General features: G+C 61.6%; 24 protein-coding genes. 17 read left to right on the top strand and 7 right to left on the bottom strand.

The annotated features are described in order from the left end of the window. Positions 1–576: 576 nt before the first annotated feature. From aroQ to AO240_RS16035, 11 genes are all read left to right on the top strand, one after another. The gene (aroQ, locus tag AO240_RS15985) at positions 577–1,032 is read left to right on the top strand and encodes a type II 3-dehydroquinate dehydratase (RefSeq protein ID WP_058414521.1); all 456 of its coding nucleotides are present in this window, start codon (positions 577–579) and stop codon (positions 1,030–1,032) included. A gap of 24 nt (positions 1,033–1,056) precedes the next feature. Beyond that, entirely contained in the window at positions 1,057–1,518 is a 462-nt protein-coding gene (accB, locus tag AO240_RS15990; RefSeq protein WP_058414520.1) for an acetyl-CoA carboxylase biotin carboxyl carrier protein, read from the top strand. 17 nt (positions 1,519–1,535) lie between these two features. Further along, the gene (gene accC, locus AO240_RS15995; protein WP_058414519.1) at positions 1,536–2,897 is read left to right on the top strand and encodes an acetyl-CoA carboxylase biotin carboxylase subunit; all 1,362 of its coding nucleotides are present in this window, start codon (positions 1,536–1,538) and stop codon (positions 2,895–2,897) included. Positions 2,898–3,158: 261 nt separating this feature from the next. Continuing rightward, positions 3,159–4,037, top strand: coding sequence for a 50S ribosomal protein L11 methyltransferase (gene prmA, locus AO240_RS16000; protein WP_099237329.1), 879 nt, complete (start codon positions 3,159–3,161; stop codon positions 4,035–4,037). 30 nt (positions 4,038–4,067) lie between these two features. Beyond that, positions 4,068–5,351: a DUF3426 domain-containing protein gene (locus AO240_RS16005; protein ID WP_099237331.1), complete on the top strand. Its 1,284-nt coding sequence runs from the start codon at positions 4,068–4,070 to the stop codon at positions 5,349–5,351. Between the two features lie 185 nt (positions 5,352–5,536). Beyond that, positions 5,537–6,550, top strand: a complete 1,014-nt coding sequence (gene dusB / locus AO240_RS16010; protein ID WP_099237333.1) for a tRNA dihydrouridine synthase DusB — start codon at positions 5,537–5,539, stop codon at positions 6,548–6,550. After that, positions 6,547–6,867, top strand: coding sequence for a DNA-binding transcriptional regulator Fis (gene fis, locus AO240_RS16015; protein WP_002555375.1), 321 nt, complete (start codon positions 6,547–6,549; stop codon positions 6,865–6,867). The genes dusB and fis overlap by 4 nt, the downstream gene beginning before the upstream one ends. 82 nt (positions 6,868–6,949) lie before the next feature. Further along, positions 6,950–8,557: a bifunctional phosphoribosylaminoimidazolecarboxamide formyltransferase/IMP cyclohydrolase gene (gene purH, locus AO240_RS16020; protein WP_099237335.1), complete on the top strand. Its 1,608-nt coding sequence runs from the start codon at positions 6,950–6,952 to the stop codon at positions 8,555–8,557. Positions 8,558–8,726: 169 nt separating this feature from the next. After that, complete coding sequence (purD, locus tag AO240_RS16025) at positions 8,727–10,019, top strand: phosphoribosylamine--glycine ligase (protein WP_099237337.1); 1,293 nt, start codon at positions 8,727–8,729, stop codon at positions 10,017–10,019. Positions 10,020–10,134: 115 nt separating this feature from the next. Continuing rightward, positions 10,135–12,906, top strand: a complete 2,772-nt coding sequence (locus AO240_RS16030; RefSeq protein WP_099237339.1) for a hybrid sensor histidine kinase/response regulator — start codon at positions 10,135–10,137, stop codon at positions 12,904–12,906. A gap of 397 nt (positions 12,907–13,303) precedes the next feature. Continuing rightward, positions 13,304–13,900, top strand: coding sequence for a MarC family protein (locus tag AO240_RS16035; protein WP_003171467.1), 597 nt, complete (start codon positions 13,304–13,306; stop codon positions 13,898–13,900). Here AO240_RS16035 and AO240_RS16040 read toward each other — a convergent pair. The 5 genes from AO240_RS16040 to cobG form a co-directional block, all read right to left on the bottom strand. After that, positions 13,897–14,676 carry a hypothetical protein gene (locus AO240_RS16040; protein ID WP_099237341.1) on the bottom strand — a complete coding sequence of 260 codons (780 nt, stop codon included), beginning with the start codon at positions 14,674–14,676 and terminating at the stop codon, positions 13,897–13,899. The genes AO240_RS16035 and AO240_RS16040 overlap by 4 nt on opposite strands. A gap of 237 nt (positions 14,677–14,913) precedes the next feature. Beyond that, positions 14,914–16,551 carry a precorrin-3B C(17)-methyltransferase gene (gene cobJ / locus AO240_RS16045; RefSeq protein WP_099237343.1) on the bottom strand — a complete coding sequence of 546 codons (1,638 nt, stop codon included), beginning with the start codon at positions 16,549–16,551 and terminating at the stop codon, positions 14,914–14,916. Then, positions 16,551–17,282 (bottom strand): precorrin-2 C(20)-methyltransferase, encoded by a 732-nt coding sequence (locus tag AO240_RS16050; RefSeq protein WP_099237345.1) that lies wholly within the window; start codon positions 17,280–17,282, stop codon positions 16,551–16,553. The genes cobJ and AO240_RS16050 overlap by 1 nt, the downstream gene beginning before the upstream one ends. Beyond that, positions 17,282–17,908 (bottom strand): precorrin-8X methylmutase, encoded by a 627-nt coding sequence (locus AO240_RS16055; protein WP_058414508.1) that lies wholly within the window; start codon positions 17,906–17,908, stop codon positions 17,282–17,284. The genes AO240_RS16050 and AO240_RS16055 overlap by 1 nt, the downstream gene beginning before the upstream one ends. Next, the gene (cobG, locus tag AO240_RS16060; RefSeq protein WP_099237347.1) at positions 17,901–19,247 is read right to left on the bottom strand and encodes a precorrin-3B synthase; all 1,347 of its coding nucleotides are present in this window, start codon (positions 19,245–19,247) and stop codon (positions 17,901–17,903) included. The genes AO240_RS16055 and cobG overlap by 8 nt, the downstream gene beginning before the upstream one ends. A gap of 38 nt (positions 19,248–19,285) precedes the next feature. Between cobG and cbiE the strand changes: the two genes are divergently transcribed. Together cbiE and AO240_RS16070 are read left to right on the top strand one after the other, a co-directional pair. Beyond that, positions 19,286–20,491, top strand: a complete 1,206-nt coding sequence (gene cbiE / locus AO240_RS16065; RefSeq protein ID WP_099237349.1) for a precorrin-6y C5,15-methyltransferase (decarboxylating) subunit CbiE — start codon at positions 19,286–19,288, stop codon at positions 20,489–20,491. Continuing rightward, positions 20,488–21,207 carry a cobalt-precorrin-6A reductase gene (locus tag AO240_RS16070; protein WP_099237351.1) on the top strand — a complete coding sequence of 240 codons (720 nt, stop codon included), beginning with the start codon at positions 20,488–20,490 and terminating at the stop codon, positions 21,205–21,207. The genes cbiE and AO240_RS16070 overlap by 4 nt, the downstream gene beginning before the upstream one ends. Before the next feature lie 105 nt (positions 21,208–21,312). Here the strand turns inward: AO240_RS16070 and AO240_RS16075 are convergent, their stop codons facing one another. Continuing rightward, positions 21,313–21,558 (bottom strand): DUF6124 family protein, encoded by a 246-nt coding sequence (locus tag AO240_RS16075; RefSeq protein ID WP_099237353.1) that lies wholly within the window; start codon positions 21,556–21,558, stop codon positions 21,313–21,315. A 358-nt stretch (positions 21,559–21,916) separates the two neighbouring features. After that, positions 21,917–22,165 (bottom strand): DUF6124 family protein, encoded by a 249-nt coding sequence (locus AO240_RS16085; protein ID WP_099237419.1) that lies wholly within the window; start codon positions 22,163–22,165, stop codon positions 21,917–21,919. 361 nt (positions 22,166–22,526) lie between these two features. Here AO240_RS16085 and AO240_RS16090 point away from each other — a divergent pair, with 361 nt between their 5' ends. The 4 genes from AO240_RS16090 (at position 22,527) to AO240_RS16105 (ending at position 24,145) form a co-directional block, all read left to right on the top strand. Next, positions 22,527–22,829 (top strand): type II toxin-antitoxin system RelE/ParE family toxin, encoded by a 303-nt coding sequence (locus AO240_RS16090; RefSeq protein ID WP_099237357.1) that lies wholly within the window; start codon positions 22,527–22,529, stop codon positions 22,827–22,829. A gap of 3 nt (positions 22,830–22,832) precedes the next feature. Then, positions 22,833–23,123 carry an addiction module antidote protein gene (locus tag AO240_RS16095; protein WP_058414501.1) on the top strand — a complete coding sequence of 97 codons (291 nt, stop codon included), beginning with the start codon at positions 22,833–22,835 and terminating at the stop codon, positions 23,121–23,123. A 97-nt stretch (positions 23,124–23,220) separates the two neighbouring features. Continuing rightward, the gene (locus AO240_RS16100) at positions 23,221–23,616 is read left to right on the top strand and encodes a DUF2946 domain-containing protein (protein WP_099237359.1); all 396 of its coding nucleotides are present in this window, start codon (positions 23,221–23,223) and stop codon (positions 23,614–23,616) included. Between the two features lie 46 nt (positions 23,617–23,662). After that, the gene (locus AO240_RS16105; RefSeq protein ID WP_099237361.1) at positions 23,663–24,145 is read left to right on the top strand and encodes a copper chaperone PCu(A)C; all 483 of its coding nucleotides are present in this window, start codon (positions 23,663–23,665) and stop codon (positions 24,143–24,145) included. Positions 24,146–24,150 lie beyond the last annotated feature (5 nt).

Genomic DNA, 24,150 nt, shown 5'->3' on the forward strand with positions numbered 1-24,150 from the left:
CGCCGGTTTAGCCGCGCTGGGCCAAGGATGGCCCATCGCGGCGGCCCGCTCCGTAATATCGGAGTGAGGGCACACCGAGCCACAGCGAGGTGCCGAGTGGTGGGGCAAGAGCGTTTTGGTTACTTTTGCGCTGTTCAAAAGTGACCCGCTGTAAGAGCACCGAGTGGTGGGGCAAGAGCGTTTTGGTTACTTTTGCGCTGTTCAAAAGTGACCCGCTGTAAGAGCGGAACCGATATAAGCCATAACCGAAATAATGGATATGCATTCAAAACGAAAGCCAAAAACCTGGATAAATTTCAAAAAATAACAATAGGTTATTTGTAGTTTGATAGGACGCCGCTCGCTCCCGATAGCAGTTTTACAGTTGATACATGAATTAACTGACCCACCGCCATCGGGAGCAAGCCCGCTCCCACAGCTAATCCCACAGGATGACCAGATTCTGAGGCATGGTCACAAATTTTGCGCAATCCTCGCTAATCGTGCCGCCTACTGCATAGAACTGGACAGTCACAAAGGCTTTGCGGCATAGTCGCCGGGTTCTGACGTACCCACATCAATAACAAGGAACAGCCGATGGCGACCTTACTGGTTCTTCACGGACCCAACCTGAACCTGCTCGGCACCCGCGAACCGGGCGTCTACGGGGCAGTTACGCTGGATCAGATCAACCTTGATCTGGAACAGCGGGCGCGTGATGCCGGCCACCATTTGCTCTACCTGCAAAGCAATGCCGAGTACGAACTGATTGATCGTATCCATGCCGCACGCAGCGAAAGCGTGGACTTTATCCTGATCAATCCCGCCGCTTTTACGCACACGAGTGTTGCATTACGTGACGCGCTGCTGGCGGTGAGCATCCCATTTATCGAAGTGCATTTGTCGAACGTGCACAAACGTGAACCTTTCCGCCATCACTCTTACTTCTCCGACGTAGCGGTAGGAGTGATCTGCGGCCTTGGCGCCAGCGGTTACCGGCTGGCCCTGGAGGCCGCCCTGGAACAGCTTGAACAACCGGCCAAGCGCCCCTGACCGACCCTTGGGAGTTGATGATTCATGGATATCCGTAAAGTTAAGAAACTGATCGAGCTGCTGGAAGAATCCGGTATCGACGAGCTGGAAATCAAGGAAGGCGAAGAGTCCGTACGGATCAGCCGTCACAGCAAGACCCCGGCCCAACAGTTCTACGCGCCACAGATGCAAGCACCGGCTCCGGCCGCTGCTGCCCCGGCCGCCGCGCCGGTTGCTGCTGCGCCAGCCGCACCGGCCGCGCCTGTGCTGAACGGCTTCGTGGTCAAGTCGCCAATGGTCGGTACGTTCTACCGCACCCCGGCACCGACCTCGCCAGCCTTCGTTGAAGTCGGCAAGACCGTGAAAGTGGGCGACACCATCTGCATCGTTGAAGCGATGAAGATGATGAACCACATCACGGCCGAAAAAGCCGGCGTCATCGAATCCATCCTGGTAGAAAACGGTCAGCCGGTTGAGTACGACCAGCCGCTGTTCACCATCGTTTGAACCGCGGAGCGCCTTCGATGTTGAAACCTGCGAAGAAACTGCAAAAAGTCCTGATCGCCAACCGCGGCGAGATCGCGCTGCGTATCCTGCGCGCCTGTAAGGAAGAGGGCATCAAGACCGTCGCTGTTTACTCGACGGCCGACACCGAATTGATGCACGTGAAACTGGCGGACGAAAGCATTTGCATCGGCCCGCCACTGGCCACGAACTCGTACCTGAAAGTCTCGAACATCATCGCGGCCGCAGAAGTGACCGGCGCTGATGGCATCCACCCGGGCTACGGCTTCCTCGCGGAAAACGCCGATTTCGCCGAACAGGTGGAAAAATCCGGGTTTGCCTTCATCGGCCCCAAAGCCGAAACCATTCGCCTGATGGGCGACAAGGTCTCGGCCAAAGACGCCATGATCGCAGCCGGCGTGCCCACCGTTCCAGGTTCCGACGGCCCACTGCCGGAAGACGAGGCCACCGCTTTGCGCATTGGTCGCGAAGTCGGCTACCCGGTGATCATCAAGGCCGCCGGTGGCGGTGGTGGTCGCGGCATGCGTGTGGTGCACAAGGAAGAAGACCTGATCGAGGCGGCCAAGCAAACCCGCTCCGAAGCGGCTGCCTGGTTTGGCAATCCGATGGTCTACCTCGAAAAGTACCTAACCAACCCACGTCACGTGGAAGTGCAGGTACTGTCCGACGGCCAGGGCCACGCCATCCACTTGGGCGACCGCGATTGCTCGCTGCAACGTCGTCACCAGAAAGTGCTGGAAGAAGCTCCGGCACCGGGCCTGGATGAAACCGCGCGCCAGGAAGTGTTGGCCCGCTGCGTCAAGGCGTGCATCGACATCAACTACCGTGGCGCCGGCACCTTCGAGTTCCTCTACGAAAACGGCCGTTTCTACTTCATCGAGATGAACACTCGCGTGCAGGTAGAACACCCGGTGTCGGAGATGGTGACCGGTATCGACATCGTCAAGGAGATGCTCAGCATCGCCGCCGGTAACGTGCTGTCCTTCACCCAGGACGACGTGAAGATCCACGGCCACTCGCTTGAGTGCCGGATCAACGCCGAAGACGCAAAAACCTTTATCCCAAGCCCTGGCCTGGTCAAGCATTTCCACGCGCCCGGCGGCAACGGCGTACGTGTGGATTCGCACCTGTACAGCGGCTACAAGGTTCCGTCCAACTACGACTCGTTGATCGGCAAGCTGATCACCTGGGGCGCGACTCGCGACGAGGCCATGGCCCGTATGCGCAATGCCCTGGACGAAATTGTGGTCGACGGCATCAAGACCAACATCCCGCTGCACCGGGATCTGGTACGTGATGAAGGCTTCTGCGAAGGTGGTGTGAACATTCACTACCTGGAACACAAGCTGGCTAACCAGTAAGTGCTCCACCCAACAAAGCCGCCTTCGGGCGGCTTTGTTGTTTCTGGGGTAGCAACCACACCAAAAAAACCTGTGGGAGGGGGCTTGCTGCCGATAGCGGTAGGTCAGTTGAAGATTATTTGACTGATACACCGCTATCGCGAGCATGCCCCCTCCCACACGGGGCAAGCCCGCTCGCCACAAGCCCACCGCTCGCGTAAACTTGCGCGCTTTCGCAGCCCCTTCCCTGCTGCACACTCATTATTTTCAAAGGTGCCCGCCATGCCTTGGCTGCAAGTCCGTCTCGCCATCAGCCCAGAACAAGCCGAAACCTACGAAGATGCTTTCCTCGAAGTCGGCGCGGTGTCCGTGACCTTCATGGACGCCGAAGACCAACCGATCTTCGAGCCTGAACTCAACACCACGCCGCTGTGGTCGCACACGCACTTGCTGGCCTTGTTCGAAGACGGCACCGACGCCGCCGCCGTGCTCGCGCATATGCAACTGCTGACCGGCAGCCCGCTGCCCGAGCACCACAGCGAAGTCATCGAAGACCAGGACTGGGAGCGCAGCTGGATGGACAACTTCCAGCCGATGCGTTTCGGCCAGCGCCTGTGGATCGTGCCAAGCTGGCACGCCGCGCCGGAGCCTGAGGCGGTCAACCTGCTGCTCGACCCCGGCCTGGCGTTCGGCACCGGCACCCATCCCACCACCGCCTTGTGCCTGGAATGGCTGGACGGCCAGGACCTGACCGACTGCAACGTGCTGGACTTCGGCTGCGGCTCGGGCATCCTCGCGATTGCCGCGCTGTTGCTGGGCGCCAAGCAAGCCGTGGGCACCGACATCGACGTGCAGGCGCTGGAAGCCTCGCGCGATAACGCCGGCCGCAACCATATTCCTGAAGCCAACTTCCCGCTGTACCTGCCGGAGCAATTGCCCCAGGTGCAGGCCGATGTGCTGGTGGCGAATATCCTCGCCGGGCCGCTGGTGTCGCTGGCACCGCAGTTGTCGAGCCTGGTCAAGCCGGGCGGCCGCCTGGCGCTGTCGGGCATCCTCGCCGAGCAAGGTGAAGACGTGGCGGCGGCCTATGCCGAGGATTTCGAGCTGGACCCTATTGCTAACCGTGATGGCTGGGTACGCATCAGTGGTCGTCGGCGCTAGAATGAGCGCTTGCCTGAATCGGATGGCCGCATGACCGACAGTTTCGTCACCCAGTGCCCACATTGCCAAGCGCGCTTTCGCGTCAACCACGCCCAACTGAGCGCGGCCCGTGGCGTGGTGCGCTGCGGCTCGTGCCTGCAAGTATTCAACGCGGTTCGCCAGTTGCTGGAACAGCGCGCCAGCGCGTCGGCTCAGGAAGCTCAGGAAACTCAGCTACCTGAGCCACCGGCTGTCGCGCAGCCAACGGCCGAGGCCGCGCCAAACCCACCGCGGGCGATCAGCCAGAAGCAGTGGACCAGCGAAGCACTGGACCTGGACAACCTCGACCTGGACGAAGAACTGGCCAAGCTGGAACGCCGCGACCTTCAGCACAGCCATGCGCCCGGCGCGGAGCGTCGCCAAGCCGGTGCCGACCGCCGGCAAAAGGACGACGCCCTCAGCGCCAGCCGCGACCACCTCAAGGCCGAGGAAGAAAAGTGGGCCGCCAGCTTGTTCAGCGATCCGCCTGGCGAGCGCGCCCAAGCGCCCGAAGACGCAGCTGAACCGGCCAAGGCCGCTGCGACCCGGCAGCGCACCGAACCGTCCATGTCGTTTCACGCCGATGCTGTCGACGATGAGCCGCCGCTGCGTTCAACCGCTGACGAAGACGAAGATGAGGACGATCGGGACCCGCCCTTCACGCTGCTGACCAAAGCCGCCGACGCGTCGGACGCCCAAGAGCGCCCGCCACTGCGTCGCAAGCGCCCGAGCCCCGACGCCAGCGTGCACGACACGGTGCTGCAAGACCTGGAAGAAGACCCACTGCACCTTTACGCGCAGAAGCGCCCGCAGAGCTTCGGCCGCCGTCTGCTCTGGACTGTGCTGGTGCTGATCGCTGCCGCTGGCCTGGCGGGCCAGTACATCGCCTATCAATTCGGCGACCTGGCGCGCCAGGACGCTTACCGCCCGTGGTTCCAGCAACTGTGCCCGACCCTCGGCTGCACGGTGCCATCACGCGTCGATATTTCGCACATCAAGAGCAGCAACCTGGTAGTGCGCAGCAACCCGGAGTTCGCCGGGGCGCTGGTAGTGGATGCAATCGTCTACAACCGTGCAGCGTTCTCCCAGCCCTTCCCGCTGCTTGAGCTGCGCTTTGCCGACCTCAATGGCGGCCTGATTGCCAGCCGTCGGTTCAAACCTGCCGAATACCTGAGTGGCGAGCTGGCCGGAGTGAGCGAAATGCCGTCGCAAACCCCGATCCATATCTCCCTGGATATTCTCGACCCCGGCAATAAAGCCGTGAATTACAGCCTGAGCTTTCATTCGCCCGAGTGAAACAGCAGCGGCACCGAGGTTTGACGGCAGATTTTTGACTTGAGGCTGCGCAACCAGACCAACCGCGACAAACAAATAACTGTTCAGATTTTATCCAATTCAGCCTTTATCCAGTCATCGAGAGCGGGTATCATGCCAACCCTTTTTCGAACTCTAATGATCCGGCCCCACAACAGGGAAGCCCTATGTCGGCGGTACGCATCGGTCCATACACATTGCACAATGGCTTGATTCTCGCCCCGATGGCGGGCGTCACAGACCAGCCCTTTCGTCAGCTGTGCAAGCGCTTGGGCGCGGGTCTAGTAGTCTCTGAAATGGTCACCAGCGACATGAGTTTGTGGAACACCCGCAAATCGCGGTTGCGCATGATCCACGAAGGTGATCCCGAGCCGCGCTCGGTACAGATCGCCGGTGGTGATGCGCAAATGCTCGCGCAAGCGGCCCGAGCCAACGTGGAGCTGGGCGCACAGATCATTGATATCAACATGGGCTGCCCGGCCAAGAAGGTCTGCAACAAGGCCGCCGGTTCCGCCCTGTTGAAAGATGAGCAATTGGTAGCCGAGATCCTGCAGGCCGTTGTCGCCGCCGTGGATGTGCCGGTCACCCTGAAGATTCGTACCGGCTGGGACCGGGACAACAAAAACGGCCTGACGGTGGCCAGGATCGCCGAACAGGCAGGAATAGCAGCGCTGGCAGTGCATGGCCGCACCCGCGCCGACCTTTACACCGGTGAAGCCGAGTACGACACCATTGCCGCGATCAAGCAGGCGGTGTCGATGCCGGTGTTTGCCAATGGCGACATCGACTCAGCCCAGAAGGCCCAGCGCGTGCTGCACGCAACCGGTGCCGATGGTTTGTTGATTGGCCGGGCTGCCCAGGGGCGGCCGTGGATTTTTCGTGAGATCGAGCATTTTTTGCGTACCGGCGAAGTATTACCGGCACCGGAGTTGGTCGAGGTGGAACGTATTCTGCTAGAGCATCTGGCCGCCTTGCACGCTTTCTACGGAGACGTGATGGGCGTACGCATTGCTCGCAAGCATGTGGGTTGGTATCTCGCAACCCTGCCGGGCGCCAGGGAGTTTCGCGCCCACTTCAATCGTTTGGATGATACGCAAGCACAGGTCGCCACCGTTCGAGAGTTCTTCAGCGAGCGTGAAAAGAGCCTGGGAACAGGGGACGGAGAGGGGGTGGCCGCATGACGATGATGACCGAGACTTTAGTGAGTGGAACAACACCCGTGAGCGACAACGTCAATTTGAAACAGCACCTCAACACGCCGAGCGAAGAAGGCCAGACCCTTCGCGGGAGTGTCGAGAAGGCGCTGCACAATTATTTCGCCCACCTTGAGGGCGCTTCCGTCACGGACGTGTACAACCTGGTGCTCTCCGAAGTCGAGGCGCCCTTGCTCGAAAGCGTGATGAACTACGTCAAGGGCAACCAGACCAAAGCCAGTGAGCTGCTGGGCCTCAACCGTGGCACCTTGCGCAAAAAGCTCAAGCAGTACGATTTGCTGTAAGCATTCAATCAAACCAGAAAGGCGCCCGCGTAAAAAACGGACGCCTTTTTTGCTGACTCCTTTGCTTTTGATGGAAATTGAAATGACCGACCAGACCACCCGCCTGCCGATCCGCCGCGCCTTGATCAGCGTTTCCGACAAGACCGGGATCCTCGAATTTGCCCGGGAGCTGGAAGCTCTGGGCGTGGAAATCCTCTCCACGGGCGGGACCTTCAAACTGCTGCAGGACAACGGCGTGGCCGCAGTAGAAGTCGCGGACTACACCGGTTTCGCAGAAATGATGGACGGTCGCGTCAAGACCCTGCACCCGAAAATCCACGGCGGCATCCTCGGCCGTCGCGGTATCGACGACGCCATCATGAGCGAGCACGGCATCAAGCCGATCGACCTGGTGGCCGTTAACCTCTACCCCTTCGAAGCCACCATCAACAAGCCAGGCTGCGACCTGCCGAGCGCCATCGAAAACATCGATATCGGCGGCCCGACCATGGTTCGCTCGGCAGCCAAAAACCACAAAGACGTGGCCATCGTGGTTAACGCCAGCGACTACGCCCACGTGCTGGAAGGCCTCAAGGCCGGCGGCCTGACCTACGCCCAGCGTTTCGACCTGATGCTCAAGGCCTTCGAACACACCGCCGCCTACGACGGCATGATCGCCAACTACATGGGCACCGTGAACCAGGCGGCTGAAACCCTCAGCACCGAAGGCCGCAGCCAGTTCCCGCGCACCTTCAACAGCCAGTTCATCAAGGCCCAGGAAATGCGCTACGGCGAGAACCCGCACCAGAGCGCGGCGTTCTACGTGGAAGCCAAACCGGCCGAAGTCGGCATCGCCACCGCGACCCAACTGCAAGGCAAAGAGCTGTCCTACAACAACGTGGCCGACACCGACGCTGCGCTTGAATGTGTGAAGAGCTTCGTCAAGCCCGCCTGCGTGATCGTCAAGCACGCCAACCCGTGCGGCGTGGCCGTGAGCCCGGACGCTGAAGGCGGCATTCGCCAGGCCTACGAACTGGCCTACGCCACCGACACCGAGTCGGCGTTCGGCGGCATCATCGCCTTCAACCGTGAACTGGATGCCGAGACCGCCAGGGCGATCGTTGAGCGCCAGTTCGTTGAAGTGATCATCGCCCCAAGCGTCAGCGCCGAAGCGCGCGCCATCGTTGCGGCCAAGGCCAATGTACGCCTGCTGACCTGCGGCGAGTGGTCGGCTGACCGCGCCGCTGCCTGGGACTACAAGCGCGTCAACGGCGGCTTGCTGGTACAGAGCCGCGACATCGGCATGATCGGCAGCGCCGACCTGAAAGTGGTGACCCAGCGCGCACCGACCGAGCACGAGATCAACGACCTGATCTTCGCCTGGAAAGTCGCCAAGTACGTTAAATCCAACGCCATCGTCTACGCCAAGAACCGCCAGACCATCGGTGTCGGCGCTGGCCAGATGAGCCGCGTGAACTCGGCGCGTATCGCCGCAATCAAGGCTGAACACGCGGGCTTGCAGGTCGCCGGTTCGGTGATGGCGTCTGATGCGTTCTTCCCGTTCCGCGACGGTCTGGATAACGCCGCCAAGGCCGGTGTTACCGCCGTGATCCAACCGGGTGGCTCGATGCGCGATGCCGAAGTGATCGCCGCTGCTGACGAAGCCGGCATCGCCATGGTCTTCACCGGCATGCGCCACTTCCGCCATTGACGTGGGGCTGCAAGTTTCACGCTGCAAGCCACAAGTAAAAGCAGAACAGTGTTGCTTTTGCTGTTGTTTGCAGCCTCTCTAATTCAAAGCCGAATGCAGCACTTCAAAGCGCCAAGATCGCTTCTAACGTGCAGCTTGCGGCTTGTAACTTCCTCCGAAGGAGTCTGACTTGAACGTCCTTATCATTGGCAGCGGTGGCCGCGAACACGCCCTGGCCTGGAAAGTAGCCCAGGACCCACGCGTGCAAAAAGTTTTTGTAGCACCGGGCAACGCCGGTACCGCGATTGAAGCCAAGTGCGAGAACGTTGCCATCGACGTTCTGGCCCTTGAGCAGTTGGCCGACTTCGCCGAGCAGAATGTATCCCTGACCATCGTCGGCCCCGAAGTGCCGTTGGTTGCAGGCGTCGTGGACCTGTTCCGCAGCCGTGGCCTGGATTGCTTCGGCCCTACCGCCGGCGCGGCGCAGCTGGAAGGCTCCAAAGCCTTCACCAAGGATTTCCTGGCGCGCCACAAGATCCCGACTGCCGACTACCAGAACTTCACCGAGATCGAGCCGGCCCTGGCTTATCTGCGTGAAAAAGGTGCGCCCATCGTGATCAAGGCCGATGGCCTGGCCGCCGGCAAAGGCGTTATCGTTGCGATGACCCTGCAGGAAGCCGAAGACGCGGTGCGCGACATGCTCGCTGGCAACGCTTTTGGTGACGCCGGTTCACGCGTGGTCATCGAGGAGTTCCTCGACGGCGAAGAAGCCAGCTTTATCGTGATGGTCGACGGCAAAAACGTGCTGCCGATGGCCACCAGCCAGGACCACAAACGCGTCGGCGACGCCGACACTGGCCCGAACACCGGCGGCATGGGCGCTTACTCCCCGGCCCCCGTGGTGACCGCCGAGGTTCACCAGCGCGTGATGGACCTGGTGATCTGGCCGACCGTGCGCGGCATGGCCGACGAAGGCAATGTGTACACCGGCTTCCTGTATGCCGGCCTGATGATCGACAAAGCCGGCAACCCGAAAGTCATCGAGTTCAACTGCCGCTTTGGTGACCCGGAAACCCAACCGGTGATGCTGCGTCTGCAATCGAGCCTGGTGCTGCTGGTAGAAGCGGCGCTGGCCCAAGCGCTGGACAAGGTTGAAGCACAGTGGGACCCGCGCCCAAGCGTCGGTATTGTGCTGGCGGCCGGCGGCTACCCAGCCGACTACGCCAAGGGCGATGTGATTGAAGGCCTGGACGCGGCTGCTACGCTGGAAGGCAAGGTGTTCCATGCGGGCACCGCGCTCAAGGACGGCAATGTTGTAACCGCAGGTGGTCGTGTATTGTGCGCCACCGCGATGGGTGCCAGTGTCGACGCTGCGCAACAACAAGCGTATGCACTGGCCAAAAAAATCGACTGGAAAGGTTGCTTCTACCGCCAGGACATCGGCTACCGCGCCATTGCCCGCGAACGTGGCGAGAGCAACTGAACAGCTACAATCAAGTAGCTATCCGTTCGGTCAGGTAAGGGCCACTGGCCCTTGCCGTGCTCATGTCACCCCGCGCATAGTTAACCCGTGCATCAACCTACGAAGGGATTTCGCCGTGCGCTGGCTCAGGATCGCCATAGGTTTCACAGTCAGCCTGCTGACCTTGCTCTGCTTGTTCCCGGCCCAGGCCGCCGCGCAAGGCAGTGGCTGGTCGGTATTGCTTGATGAACAGGCCGACTTGCAACTGAGCGACATCCGCTCCGCGCGCTACATCAATCAATTCAGCCCCATCGAACTGGACCGCATCACCGCCGCCGAGCCGGACGGTGCGTTGTGGGTTCGCTTCAAGCTGCAACCCGGCAAGCACGAGCAAGTGCTGCGGGTATTCGCCCCGGACCTGTCCCACCTGAGCCTCTATGTACTGGACGGCGAGACGCTGGTGGAACAACAAAACACCGGCACCCGCCAGCCCCAGGCGGCGCGCCCACTGCCCAGCAGCGATTTCATGCTGCCGCTGCCGCAAAGCCAGAAGACCCTCGATGTCTACCTGCGCCTGGTCTCTGAACATGAGCTGCGGCCCTTTATCACCCTGGAACCTGCGGTACTTGCGGCTGCCGACCAGACCCAAACACTGATTTACGGCCTGTTGTTCGGCTGCCTGTTGATGCTGATCCTGCACAACCTCACGCGCTTCGCTTACCACCGCTCGCGCAGCAGCCTGTGGCTGGCGGCCTGCGAGGTGCTGTTGATGGCCAGCCTGGCGCTGTTGCTCAACCTGTTGGGGCCGTGGCTGCCCAACTGGCACGCCATGCAAACCCCCGGCGCCTACCTCGCCCTGCTGCTGACCGCGCCGTGCGGACTAATGTATGCCTACCGGTTTTTCATGCCTTTAGGCCCACACCCGCTGAACAAGCTGTTGATGGCCGACATCCTGTTGATCGTGCTGTGCGGCCTGCTGCTGTTGTTCGTCAACACCTTGCCGCTGAACATCATCACCTACGCCCTGGTCGCACTGGCCGGCCTGAGCATGTTGTTTGTCTCGGCCTATCACTGGCAGAAAGGCTACCGGCCGGCGCGTCTGTTCGTGGCCGCAATGGTTGTGTTCAACATCGGCACGCTGATCATCCTGCCTGCCCTGCTCGGCCTGACGCTGGTGGCGCCGCAAGGTTTAATCGTCACCCTGCTCGGGTTTGTCTGCCTCAGCGGCTTGCTGATGAGCCTGGCCTTGGGCGAACGCCAGCGCGCGATTGTAGAAGCGCGCTTCAGCCTCAGCCGCGACCTGGCCGCCAGCAACGCCGAAATCGCCGCCAAGGCCGAGTTTTTGGCAAAGATCAGCCACGAAATCCGCACCCCCATGAACGGCGTGCTGGGCATGACCGAGCTGCTGCTGGGCACACCGCTGTCGGTGAAACAGCGTGACTACGTGCAAACCATCCACAGCGCCGGCAACGAACTGCTGACACTGATCAACGAGATTCTCGACATCTCCAAACTGGAGTCCGGGCAGATCGAACTGGACGACGTGCAATTTGACCTCAACGCGCTGATCGAAGACTGCCTGAGCATCTTCCGCGCCAAGGCCGAACAGCAAAACGTCGAGCTGATCAGCTTTATCCAGCCACAAGTGCCCCGCGTGATCAGTGGCGACCCGACGCGCCTGCGCCAGGCACTGTTGAGCCTGTTGGAAAACGCCCTGCAAAAAACCGACGAAGGCGAAGTGCTGATCGTCGTCGCCCTCGACGAACGCAGCACCAAGCCGCGCCTGCGCATCGCCGTGCAAGACAGCGGCCTGCCGATGGAAGCCGCCGAGCGCGACGCGTTGTTGCACAGCGAACTGCACAGCAAGAACTTCCTGTCGGCCACGCGCTTGAGCGGCCACTTGGGCCTGGTGATCGCCCGCCAACTGATCCTGTTGATGAACGGCGAGTTCGGCATCAAGAGCGGCAGCCATCAAGGCAGCACCTTATGGCTGACCCTGCCGCTGGACCCGGAACGCCTGGAACACCCGACCTCCGACCTCGATGGCCCGCTCAAAGGCGCACGCGTATTGGTGGTGGACGACAACGACACCTGCCGCAAAGTGCTGGTGCAGCAATGCACCGCGTGGGGCCTGAACGTCAGCGCCGTGCCTTCGGGCAAAGAAGCCCTGGCGTTGCTGCGCACCAAGGCGCACCTGCGCGATTATTTCGACGTGGTGCTGCTGGACCAGAACATGCCCGGTATGACCGGCATGCAACTGGCGGCGAAAATCAAGGAAGACCCGAGCCTTAACCACGACATCCTGCTGATCATGCTGACCGGTATCAGCAACGCGCCGAGCAAGATCATCGCGCGCAACTGCGGGATCAAGCGCATCCTCGCCAAGCCGGTGGCCGGCTACACGCTGAAGACCACCCTGGCCGACGAACTGACCCAACGCAACAAAGGTGTGGTGCAGCCACGCGTCGCCCTCAGCGCGCCGGCAGCCGTGACCGTGCCCAGCGATTTCAGGATTCTGGTGGCCGAAGACAACAGCATTTCCACCAAAGTGATCCGCGGCATGCTCGGCAAGCTCAACCTCAACCCCGACACCGCCAGCAACGGCGAAGAAGCGCTGGAGGCGATGAAAGCCCAGCGTTACGACCTGGTGTTGATGGACTGTGAAATGCCGATCCTCGACGGCTTCTCCGCGACCCAACAGCTACGCGCGTGGGAAGTCAGCCACCAACGTATTCGCACGCCGGTGGTGGCGCTGACGGCGCATATCCTGTCGGAACATAAAGAGCGCGCACGCCAGGCCGGGATGGACGGGCATATGGCCAAGCCAGTGGAGTTATCGCAACTGCGCGAATTGGTGGAGTATTGGGTGGCGCAGCGTCAACAGCGACCGGAGCATGCGCCCTCCTGAGAACTGCTCAGGGTATGCCTATGCATTATTTGGGTAACGGCTGAAATGGGTTCCGCGCTGACAGCGACTCACTTTTGGAAAGACCGGAATACCCGCCTAATCTCCCAAGCAGAATGCAGTCAAAATGTGGGAGCGGGCTTGCTCGCGATGACGGTGTGTCAGATAAATAGTTTTCAACTGACACACTGCAATCGCGAGCAAGCCCGCTCCCACAGAAAGCCAATCTGTTGTGTATTCCAAAGCCGCTTTTGATCTGCTTTAACCACTCGGGTGGGCTGTCAGGCCGCCATGCTTTTGATGTGAGAGGCGCCCCTTTAACCAGCAACACCCAACCCCCACCTTTGACCGCTGCCGCCTGATAGACTCAGCCAACTTTACCCGCCCGCGAGCCACCCTCATGCTCCACGTGTTGTTCAGCGTTTACCTGAAAATGCTGGTGCTCTACAGCCCGTTTTTCGTGCTGTCTTGCTTCATCAGCCTGACCCGTGGCTATTCGAGCAAGGAACGCCGCCGCCTGGCCTGGAAAGTCGCGCTGGCGACGCTCGTTTCAAGCGTGCTGCTCTACCTGTTCGGCCGGGTGATTTTCAGTGTCTTCGGCATCACCGTAGACGCCTTCCGCATCGGCGCCGGCAGCGTGCTGTTTATCTCGGCCCTGGGCATGGCCCAAGGCAAATCAGCCGTGCAGACCGACAACGTGCAGCAAGACGTGACCATCGTGCCGCTGACCATCCCGCTGACGGTTGGCCCCGGCACCATCGGTGCATTGCTGGTGATGGGCGTCAGCCAGCCGCACTGGGATGACAAGCTCACCGCGATCCTCAGCATCGCCCTGGCCAGCCTCACGGTGGGCGTGGTGCTTTACCTGTCCAACCGTATCGAACGCATTCTGGGTGACCAGGGCTTGCAGATTGTCAGCCGGTTAATGGGGTTGTTCGTGTGCGCCCTCGCCGCGCAAATTATCTTCACCGGGGTGCGCGGCTATCTCGTGCCCTAGATGCGGTATTGGGCGATTGCCGACTGCACTTTGTCACCCGCGCTTTCGCGCATCAGTTGCAAGGTCTTTTCGTTAACCACCGACGTATTCAGCACCAGGCAGGTCTGCCCGCTGAAGGCCTCGAACGCGGCGCTGTCCCACTCCAGGAACGGCAACCCCAGCTGTTTGCTCACGCCTTGAGAGCTGTAAGTCACCAGCACCATCATCAGTTCGCCATCGGTTTCGGCGCAGGACGCCAGGCCGAAATCACCGCCCTGATGCACGCTGCTGTTGCGCTTGAACAGCTCGAATGAGGCAGGTTGCTGCTTCATCGCCTCCAGTGCGTCGGCCGCCAATTTTGGCATTGCTGCGATCAATGGCCCGGCCAATGAGGTCGACGCCAGCATCGCGGCAATCATGCTCAGCGCTGTCAGTTGCACGGTCAGGCCCTTGCCCGAGCTTTTGACCCGCTCGAAACGGCTGCGCAGCGGCAGCCAGCCCAAACTGATCATCACCTTGATAAATTCGTCGTACCACGCCTGCGTGCCGCGCTGCACTTTCAACACGTCGCTGACATAGCTGCTCGCCAACAGGTAGCTCTTGCGGATGTACTCGCGGTTCAAGGCGGATATGCCTTCAACAAACGAGATCACACCGTTGTTCACCACCGCCGCATTGCAATCATCCTCTGTGCCCGGTGGCACAACCGGCGTAGCGCCCGGTGCACCTGGCAGCTTATAGGCAGCAATCAGCTTGCGCCTTTTCGCATTGATGACCCTTTTGTGATGTCGCTCCATTTTCGATTCTCCACAAGCACCCCACATGGGGTTCGCCTTCACACTAGTCGAGTGGCGGGCGGGCTTTCCAGACGACAAACATCGCTTGGCGCCACCGCCCAAACAGCTCGCCCCAACAATGACAAGGCGCGCCTGTGGGCGTTACGCATTTCATCGATAAAAAAAGAAAAAGCCCCGAACAACGGCAGATTTTTACCTGGCGTTATTCGGAGCTTTCTTGCGGCTCGCGGGGCGTTTTCAGGAGGCCGGTTTTTCGCCATACCAGCGCGGCGTGTACACCCACTCACCGCCACCCGCACGCGGAAACACGCACGTGGTGGACGAGCCGATCAGCACCATGGTGCGCATGTCGACCTGCGCAGGCGTGAGTTGCCCGAGCGTGGTGACGCGCAGCGTCTGGCCGGGGCGACCAATATCACGCCCCAGCACCACCGGGGTTTCAGGCGTGCGATGCAGCGCGACAATTTCCAGCGCACGCCCGAGTTGCCAGGGCCGCGCACGCGAGATCGGGTTATAGAACGCCAAGGCCAGGTCGGCCTGGGACGCGAGGTCCAGGCGCTTTTCAATAATCGACCAGGGCTTGAGGTTGTCGGACAGCGACATCACGCAAAAATCATGGCCCAGCGGCGCACCCGCTTGCGCGGCGGTGGCCAGAGACGCCGAGACGCCCGGCAATATCTGCAGGTCGACTTGATGCCAGGCCGCGTCACTCGATTCGTGCAAGGCTTCGATCACGGCGGCCGCCATGGCGAACACGCCAGGGTCGCCGGACGACACCACCACCACCGAGCGGCCCTGCGCGGCCAGCTCAAACGCATGGCGCGCACGCTGCATTTCTTCGCGGTTGTCGGTGCAGTGCTGCACCTGGTCATCACGAAACGGCCCGGCCATGCGCACATAGGTTTCGTAGCCCAGCACATCGGTGCAACGCGCCAGTTCAGCCTTGACCGCCGGCACCATCAACTCGGCGGCGCCGGGGCCGAGGCCGATCACGGCGAGGCGGCCACGCGGGCGACCGACGTGCGACAGGTTCAGCGGTTGCTCGGCCACAGTGATCACGATGTCGGCGTCTTGCGCCACCTCGGCAAACCGCAGCGGCACCCCCAGTTCCTGCGCCGCCGCCTGCAACGACGGCTCGGCCATCTGCGTTTCACTGGCCAACAGGCACGCCAGCGATTGCATGGCGATGCCGGCTTTATGCAACGCCGCCCGCACACGCGCGGCCAGATCCGCGCCCGGCAAGCAGGTGACGCAGACATTTTTTGGATAAATCAGCAATTCATTCGCCGCCGGCACGCGCTCGGCGTTGCCCACATGAATCGTCAGGTCGGCCTGCTGATCCTGCGGCAGGTTGGCCTGCTCCAGCCACGGCGCCGCACCTTCGATACGCACCGGTGCGCCCGCCAACAGGTCCGAGACAAAACGCTTGCCCAGCTCAAGGTCAGCCAACTGATACCCCGCCGGCGGGTTGAGCAGGCAAGTGCCGAAACGCAGTTCGCCGCTGGTGGTGATCGCCGCGGCCACACCGAGTGCAGCGCCGATGTCACGCGCCATCACGTTCACCCCGCCCAACCCACCGAGCAACGGCACCACGGCACTGCCGTCTTCGGCCACGGCCAGCACGGCGGGTTCTTCGCCTTTTTCCAGCAGCAGCGGCGCCAGCGTGCGGATGACGATACCGGCGGCGCACAGCGCGATCAGCGGCGTGCCCTGTTGATAAAGCTGGCGCAGGGTCGCGCCGAACTCGCTGTACACCTGGTCGGCGCCGTCAACCCGCCCGGCCAAGCCGTGGATCAACGCGCCGGGGTAAACCTGCGCGATCTTGCGCGCGGTGGCCAGGCTGCCCTGGCCCAGAATAATGATCGCCGGGGTCATCAACCTTGCCACCTTTCACCCGGAACGATGATCAACGAGAAGTACGGCGACGACGTCGGGTCAACCTCAACCAGCGGCACGATTTTCTGGTTCGACATGGTCGCGCGCTCCACATACAACGCGCGCTCGGCCAAACCGAGTTCTTCCAGCACCTGGCGCACTTTGTGGAAGTTGCGCCCCAGCTTCATGATCACCGCCGCATCCGCATCGGCCAAGCGCCGCTTGAGGTCGTCATGCGGCAACACGCCCGACAGCACCGACAAGCTCTGATTGCGATACACCAGCGGCGCGCCAAGCACCGAGGCGCCGCCCAACATCGAGCACACGCCGGGGATAACCTGTGCCTCATAGTGCTCGGCCAAGCGGTCGTGCAGGTACATGTAGGAGCCGTAGAAAAACGGATCGCCTTCACAGATCACCGCCACATCGCGGCCGGCATCCAGGTGCGCGGCCACGTCCAGGCTGGCGCGGTCGTAGAAGTCGCTGATCACTTGCTCATAAGACAGCGGCGCCGGCAGCGCCTCGGTGGTCACCGGGTACACCAGCGGCATCAGCGTCTGCTGCGCCACCAAGTGGTCCTCGATGATACCGAAGGCGTTGCCCTTCTTGCCCTTGGCCACGAAGTACGCCACCACCGGCGACTCGCGCAGCAAGCGCAGGGCTTTGACGGTGATCAGTTCCGGGTCGCCGGGGCCTACGCCCAGGCCAAGCAAACGTCCGCGTGCGGGCATTATTCGACCTCCGTGGCCAAGGCGTTCACCGCAGCGGCGGCCATTGCACTGCCGCCCAAGCGGCCTTGCATGATCACGAACGGCACGCCACGGCTGTCGGCCGCGAGCATCGCCTTGGATTCGGCAGCGCCGACAAAGCCCACCGGAAAACCGAGAATCAACGCAGGCTTCGGCGCGCCGGCATCGAGCATTTCGAGCAGGTAGAACAACGCGGTCGGCGCGTTGCCAATCACCACCACACTGCCTTCCAGGTGCGGGCGCCACAGCTCCAGCGCGGCGGCAGAGCGGGTGTTGCCCAGCTCTAGCGCCAACGCCGGCACGCTGTCGTCGCGCAGGGTGCAAATCACCTGGTTATTCGCCGGCAGGCGGGTGCGCGTCACGCCTTCGGAGACCATCCGCGCATCGCACAAAATCGGCGCGCCCGCCGCCAGTGCATCACGCCCGGCCTTGCCGGCGCCTTCGGAAAACTGCAGGCCGTCGATGGCGTCAACCATGCCGCACGCGTGAATCACCCGCACCGCGAGTTTTTCCAGGTCGGCCGGGATGCGCTCCAACTTGGCTTCCGCGCGAATAATGGCGAAGGAGTTGCGATAGATCTCCTGACCGTCGCGGATGTAATCAATCATCGGTGTTGCTCCGTGGGCGAGCGCGCAGCAAGGCGCCCGCCGCTTCAATAGAAAGAGTGCGCGCGTGCAGCCGGCCGAAACCGGGCTGGGCTGCCTCGCGAAAATAGACGTCGTAGTGGCCGGGGCTGACTGCCAGCAAGGTGACCGGCGCGGTGTGCGCGGCGGCGCAGGAGCGCGAACAGCCCGACAGGTGCACCTCGGCGCCGGGTTGCAGCGCGGCCAGTTGCACGGCGTCGGCCTTGGTATCGGCCAGGCCTTTGCCGCAACCGCTGGAACCGGTGCAGGCGATCATGCGCGCCAAGGGTTGCTCGACTGAACAGAGAAAGCCGAGTTGCATCAGGCCTTCGGTCACCGCGTGAGGGTGTTTAACGTTAGGCAGCAGCACGCCCTGCCAGGGCGTGAAGCGCAACGTGCCGTCGCCGAACTCGCTGGCGAGCTGCGCGGCGCCCTTGAGCATCATCGAGTCGAGGCGCCCCAAGGGTGCAACGGCGGCAACGTAGTGCTGATCTTTTTGACGCTGTGGATAACTTCCCAGGTGCAACACAGCGCCACTGGCCGGGCGCTTGAAGCCATCCACCGGCAGCAAAGGCAGGCTGAGGTGGCGCAGTACGTTATCCACAGCCAAATGGCGCATGCGCGTTTGCTCAGGCGTGGCGAGGTCGAGAAACGCCTCCAGCACGCTGACCACCAGCGCATGGCCTTGGTCCAGCCGCACCGCCGCCAACGGCGCATCCAGCCCAGGGCAACCGGCCAGGCCGAACGCCAGCAGCGTCTCGCCCTCGCGCTCAAAGGCTGACAGCCACAGGTCATGGTGATGTTCGAGCATCGCCAGCGCCTCACCGCCATCCAGTTGCACGGCGAACTTGGCCGACAGCGCATGGAAGCGCGGCTGGTTTTGCAACGTCGCGAGGATCTGCTCGGCCAGCGGGCGGGTGTCGAACAGCATCTGCGGGTCGATACCGGCGCCGGGGCTGAGCATCAGGTTGCGCACGTCGTCACCGGCGGCGTTGTTCGGGCCTAAACCTGCGGCCAACAGCGCGGCAATCAAGGCGCCCTGCTCGGCGCCAATACCGCGAATCTGCAGATTGGCGCGGTTGGTCGCCTCGATCACCCCGCCGGCGTAGGCCTGGGCTGCGTCTGCCAGCGCATGGGCTTGCGCTGCGCTGATCGAACCACCGGCCAATTTGATCCGGCAAATGCCGCCATCCAACGCCTGGACGATACGCAGCAACCCCGGGCAAGCCGAGGGGCGCAAAGTATTCAGAGCAGGCGTTGGGTTCACGGGGCTACCGGTTGACGGGTAAAGGCGCGGTATTATGCCTGCTTTGTCCGGCGGCATGAAAAGCCTGCCCGTCGGATGTCGTTCAAGGAATTGATATGTCGCCCTGGCTGACGGTAGTAGGCATCGGTGAAGACGGCTTCAAGGGGCTCGGCAGAAACGCTCGGCATGCCTTGCTGCGCGCCTCGCGGATTATAGGCGGCCAACGCCAGTTGGACCTGTTGCCGGTGTGTATTCGTGGCGAACGCCAGCTGTGGCCGAGCCCGTTTGCGCTGGAGCCGGTGCTGGCGCGGCGCGGCGAGCCGGTGTGTGTGCTGGCCAGCGGCGACCCGATGTTCTATGGCGTGGGCGCCAGTTTGGCACGGCAGGTGGCGGCTGAGGAGTTGCTGATTTTACCGGCGCCTTCGTCGGTTTCACTGGCGGCGGCGCGGCTTGGTTGGCCGTTGCAGGACGTGGTGACGTTATCCGTGGTGGCTCGGCCATTGGCGGCGATTAATGCGCACCTGGCCAGTGGCACTCGGTTGCTGGTGCTGAGTAATGATGGGCGCAGCCCCGCGCGGATTGCCGCGCTGTTGGTTGAGTCCGGGTTTGCGCCTAGCCGGTTGAGCGTGTTTGAACACCTGGGCGGCGCGGCCGAGCAGCGTATCGACGGGCTGGCCGAGGAGTGGAAACACCGTTCAGTCGCCGATTTGAATCTGGTCGCCATTGACTGCCTCGCCGACGCCAACACGCCGCGCCTGTCACGCCTCGCCGGGCTGCCCGACGCCGCGTTCAAACACGATGGCCAACTGACCAAGCGCGATGTGCGCGCCATGACCCTCGCCCGCCTCGCGCCGATGCCCGGCGAACTGTTGTGGGATGTCGGCGCGGGCAGCGGCTCCATCGGCATCGAATGGATGCGCGCGCACCCAAGCTGCCGCGCCGTGGCGATTGAAGCCGATGCAGGCCGCCAAGGGTTGATCGAACACAACCGCGACGCCCTTGGCGTGCCCGGCCTGCAACTGATTCGCGGCAAGGCGCCGGACGCGCTGCGCGGCCTCGAAGCACCGGATGCGATCTTCATTGGCGGCGGCGTCACCCGCGACGGCGTGCTCGACACCTGTTGGCAACACCTGCGCCCCGGTGGTCGGCTCGTCGCCAATGCGGTGACCCTGCAAAGTGAAATGACCCTGATGAACTGGCGCGACCAGCACGGCGGCGAACTGACCCGCATCCATGTGGCTCAGGCTCAGCCATTGGGTGAGTTTGATACGTGGCGCCAGGCGCTGCCGATCACTTTGCTGGACCTGGTGAAGCCGCTATGAAGCGCATTCTGTTGCTGGGCGGCGTGACTGAAGCGCTGGCGATTGCCCGCACGCTCGGCCCGCAGCATATCTACAGCCTCGCGGGCGTGGGTCGCGTGCCGACGGACCTGACCTGCCAAGTGCGTGTCGGCGGTTATGGCGGGGCCGAAGGTTTGGCGCAGTTTGTTCGCGATGAAAACATCAGTTTGATGCTTGATGCCACGCACCCCTACGCCGCGCAGATCAGCCAGAACGCGGCCCTGGCGGCGCGCTTATGCGGTATTCCAGGCTGGGCATTGCGGCGCCCCGCGTGGCAACCGCAGGCGGCGGATGACTGGCGCGAGGTAAGTGATTGGGCGCAATTGATTGACGCGTTGAAGCCGTTCAAGCGCCCGCTGTTCACCTTGGGCCGCGAGCCGTTGCAGCATCTGCACGAGATCCCCGCCGAGCAGTTCTGGACCCTGCGCGCGCTGGAAGTGTACCCCGGCAATGAACGCTGCGAAGTGATCGGCGCACGTGGGCCGTTTCTGATTGAAGATGAGCGCGCGTTGTTTGAGCGGCGCGGGATTGACGTGCTGATCAGCAAGAACAGCGGCAGTGCAGCCACCGAGCCCAAGCTTGAAGTGGCGCGGGAACGTGGAGTGCCGGTGGTGGTGTTGAAGCGGCCGGTGCTGGCTGCTGTGGACCGGGAGTTCACCACCGTGGCCGCGCTGCTGAAGGCAATCACCGACCTCTGAACGACACTTTTTAAAGGTGGCAGGGGGCTTGCTCCCGATGGCGGTGCGTCAGTCACTGATGTGTTAGCTGAACCACCGCTATCGGGAGCAAGCCTCCTCCCACCTTTAAACAGTGGTCGTCTGCCCGACGCGTTCGTGCACACGCTCCGCCAGCAACTGCGCCAACTCGATCAACTGCGCAATGCCCAGCAACTCCTCGCGTTTTGGTCCTTCCAGGTTAAAGGCCAAGTCACAGCTCAGGGCATTGGCCGAGGCGAGTGTTTCGCTGAGGTTGACCAACAGGTCTTCGGTACTGATGCCATCGGCCACGGTAAACAGCAGGACGGGGGGATTGGGGGTGGGTTTAATCATTGTGACGCTCCTTAATCTGAGTGGAGCTGCCACCAATCGCCGCGATGCGATGGGTGGCAGCTGTGCGCAGGTTCGCGGACCGGAGATCAAGGAAGCCGGCATACCCGAAGGTATCCCGCGCACAGCCGCCATAACGCTGCACTTGCAGCGGTGTACGCAAGCTAGAGATCGAGTGTCCTAGGGACAACCTGAAATCCCTGTCGGAAATTTCTCCAGTGCGCGTGCAACAAGCAGGCTCAACGCCAAGCAATAGCCGAGCGCAATCCAAACTGTGGGAGCTGGCTTGCCTGCGATAGCATCACCTCGGTTTAACTGGAAGACTGAGTCGCCTGCATCGCAGGCAAGCCAGCTCCCACCTTTAAACGGTGGTCGTCTGCCCGACGCGTTCGTGCACGCGCTCCGCCAGCAACTGCGCCAACTCAATCAACTGCGCAATGCCCAGCAATTCCTCACGTTTTGGTCCTTCCAGGTTAAACGCCAAGTCGCAGCTCAGGGCATTGGCCGAGGCGAGTGTTTCGCTGAGGTTGACCAACAGGTCTTCGGTGCTGATGCCATCGGCCACGGTGAAAAGCAGGACGGGGGGATTGGGGGTGGCAGCTGTACGCAGGTTCGCGGACCGATTCTCCAGAACACCGGCATACCCGAAGGTATCCCGCGCACAGCCACCATAGCGCTGCACTTGCAGCGGTGTACGCAAACTAGAGACCGAGTGTCCTAGGGACAACCTCAAAACGTTGTCGGAAATTTCCGTGCTTACTGATACAAAGCCAAACATTACGTTGCTTGGTTTCGCCACCTAAAAGTCGACCTGCCCTACAACCACTTCCGAACCAGCTGGCTGGTTCAGCCAAAAGCCCTCGCTATAACCTCGCCTCTCGCGGTTTTGCACCAACCTCCGCGATGGGGATGCATTTGTTTTGCAGCGCATCGCGACTTGCCATTCTGTATCCCAAGGAATACGATTCGTGATGATTGAGTTCATTGAAACCATCGAGTTTGTCAGATGGTTGGAAGCACTGCGGGATCCTTTCGCCAAAGTACGCGTTTTGAAGAGACTGCGAATGGCGCAGGCAGGGAATTTCGGTGACTGTGAGCCTGTAGGTGACGGTGTGTCAGAAATGCGAATCCACTACGGCCCTGGGTATCGCGTTTACTTCACGCGTCGAGACAAGGTGTTTTATCTGTTGTTGGTAGGTGGCGACAAATCGACACAAAGCCGAGACATCACGCGTGCAAAACAACTGGCAATAAATCCTGAAAGCGAGGAATAAATCATGAGCGAGTCTTTTACCCGTTTTGATGCAGCAAAATACTTGAAAACGCCTTTGGAGATGGCCGCCTATTTGGAGACTTGCTTTGAAGACGATGCGGGTGACGGCCTGCTGATTCGTACCGCCCTCAACGATATCGCCCGTGCCCAAGGCATGACCCAAATAGCCCGAGACGCAGGCCTGGGACGCGAAAGTTTATACAAAGCCCTCTCCACCACTGGCAATCCGGAGTTCGCGACTATCATGAAAGTAATGAAAGCGCTTGGCCTGAGGCTCCACGCCTCCGCTATCTGATAGCCCTGTGACACCAAACCACGCCACGCCTTTTTACTTATGCCCCCCGTTCAGGCTAAATACCCGCCTGATCGCTCAACCCTACGGATTGTCCGCCATGGCCCGTCAACGCTTTGCAAGTGTGTGGATCGCCTGCTTCGCAGTGCTGTTCAACGCCTTTGCCATGCCGATGGTCAGCGCGATGCAGCACGCCCAAGACCCTGTTCAGCAAATGCTGTGGGGCAGTTTTTGTTCGTCGAATGGCGCCAGCCTGAAGGCCATTGCGCTGGGCAAACTGGATATTCCGGCGCCGCAGCAAGACGACCACTCGACCCTGCAGCATTGCGCGTATTGCGCAGGCTCTGCGCCGTTGGTGGCGCTGCCGGGGCACGTGCCGCAGGTGTATGTCACACGGCTGGATGCGGTGCTGGGCCTGTCGCCAGCGGCAGTGCAAAACCCTGCGCCGCGCCAGCAATGGCCGAGCCTTAACCCGCGCGCCTCTCCCACGGTCTGACTGTTTCGCACGTTAACTGCGTTTAGAACCGTTCTGGAGAACTGCCATGCTCAAATCTTCCCTTCTACTGGCTGCTTTGTTGCTGCCGGTGTTCAGTGCCGCGAATGCCGAAGACTACAAGGTCGGCGACTTGCTGGTCAGCGACCCGTGGTCACAGGAGTTGCCGCCGAATGCGCCGACCGTCGCGGCGTATTTTGTGATTCATAACAGCGGGGCTACCGCCGACCGTTTGCTCAGTGTCGAGACGCCGGTGGCGGACAAGGCCGAGCTGCATGAGCATGTGATGCAGGGCGACTTGATGAAGATGCAGCACGTGCTCAGCGTGGCGGTACCGGCCAAGGGTGAATTGACCTTTGCGCCAATGGCCTATCACGTCATGTTGCTGGGCCTTAAAGACCGCAGCCTGTTGGCCGATGGCAAGCAATTCCCGCTGACCCTGACCTTCGAAAAAGCCGGCAAGGTCGAGGTGGAAGTGTCCGTGCAGAAAGTGCCGCCGACCACCACCCAAGGGCATCAGCACGCTCAATAGGCCAA

Source organism: Pseudomonas sp. ICMP 460 (assembly GCF_002723595.1).
Lineage (GTDB): Bacteria > Pseudomonadota > Gammaproteobacteria > Pseudomonadales > Pseudomonadaceae > Aquipseudomonas > Aquipseudomonas kitaguniensis.

Coding starts and splice junctions, on each gene's coding strand:
- aroQ (WP_058414521.1), top strand. CDS start 577: ATGGCGACCTTACTGGTTCTTCACGGACCCAACCTGAACCTGCTCGGC.
- accB (WP_058414520.1), top strand. CDS start 1,057: ATGGATATCCGTAAAGTTAAGAAACTGATCGAGCTGCTGGAAGAATCC.
- accC (WP_058414519.1), top strand. CDS start 1,536: ATGTTGAAACCTGCGAAGAAACTGCAAAAAGTCCTGATCGCCAACCGC.
- prmA (WP_099237329.1), top strand. CDS start 3,159: ATGCCTTGGCTGCAAGTCCGTCTCGCCATCAGCCCAGAACAAGCCGAA.
- AO240_RS16005 (WP_099237331.1), top strand. CDS start 4,068: ATGACCGACAGTTTCGTCACCCAGTGCCCACATTGCCAAGCGCGCTTT.
- dusB (WP_099237333.1), top strand. CDS start 5,537: ATGTCGGCGGTACGCATCGGTCCATACACATTGCACAATGGCTTGATT.
- fis (WP_002555375.1), top strand. CDS start 6,547: ATGACGATGATGACCGAGACTTTAGTGAGTGGAACAACACCCGTGAGC.
- purH (WP_099237335.1), top strand. CDS start 6,950: ATGACCGACCAGACCACCCGCCTGCCGATCCGCCGCGCCTTGATCAGC.
- AO240_RS16035 (WP_003171467.1), top strand. CDS start 13,304: ATGCTCCACGTGTTGTTCAGCGTTTACCTGAAAATGCTGGTGCTCTAC.
- AO240_RS16040 (WP_099237341.1), bottom strand. CDS start 14,676: ATGGAGCGACATCACAAAAGGGTCATCAATGCGAAAAGGCGCAAGCTG.
- cobJ (WP_099237343.1), bottom strand. CDS start 16,551: ATGACCCCGGCGATCATTATTCTGGGCCAGGGCAGCCTGGCCACCGCG.
- AO240_RS16050 (WP_099237345.1), bottom strand. CDS start 17,282: ATGCCCGCACGCGGACGTTTGCTTGGCCTGGGCGTAGGCCCCGGCGAC.
- AO240_RS16055 (WP_058414508.1), bottom strand. CDS start 17,908: ATGATTGATTACATCCGCGACGGTCAGGAGATCTATCGCAACTCCTTC.
- cobG (WP_099237347.1), bottom strand. CDS start 19,247: ATGCCGCCGGACAAAGCAGGCATAATACCGCGCCTTTACCCGTCAACC.
- cbiE (WP_099237349.1), top strand. CDS start 19,286: ATGTCGCCCTGGCTGACGGTAGTAGGCATCGGTGAAGACGGCTTCAAG.
- AO240_RS16070 (WP_099237351.1), top strand. CDS start 20,488: ATGAAGCGCATTCTGTTGCTGGGCGGCGTGACTGAAGCGCTGGCGATT.
- AO240_RS16075 (WP_099237353.1), bottom strand. CDS start 21,558: ATGATTAAACCCACCCCCAATCCCCCCGTCCTGCTGTTTACCGTGGCC.
- AO240_RS16090 (WP_099237357.1), top strand. CDS start 22,527: ATGATTGAGTTCATTGAAACCATCGAGTTTGTCAGATGGTTGGAAGCA.
- AO240_RS16095 (WP_058414501.1), top strand. CDS start 22,833: ATGAGCGAGTCTTTTACCCGTTTTGATGCAGCAAAATACTTGAAAACG.
- AO240_RS16100 (WP_099237359.1), top strand. CDS start 23,221: ATGGCCCGTCAACGCTTTGCAAGTGTGTGGATCGCCTGCTTCGCAGTG.
- AO240_RS16105 (WP_099237361.1), top strand. CDS start 23,663: ATGCTCAAATCTTCCCTTCTACTGGCTGCTTTGTTGCTGCCGGTGTTC.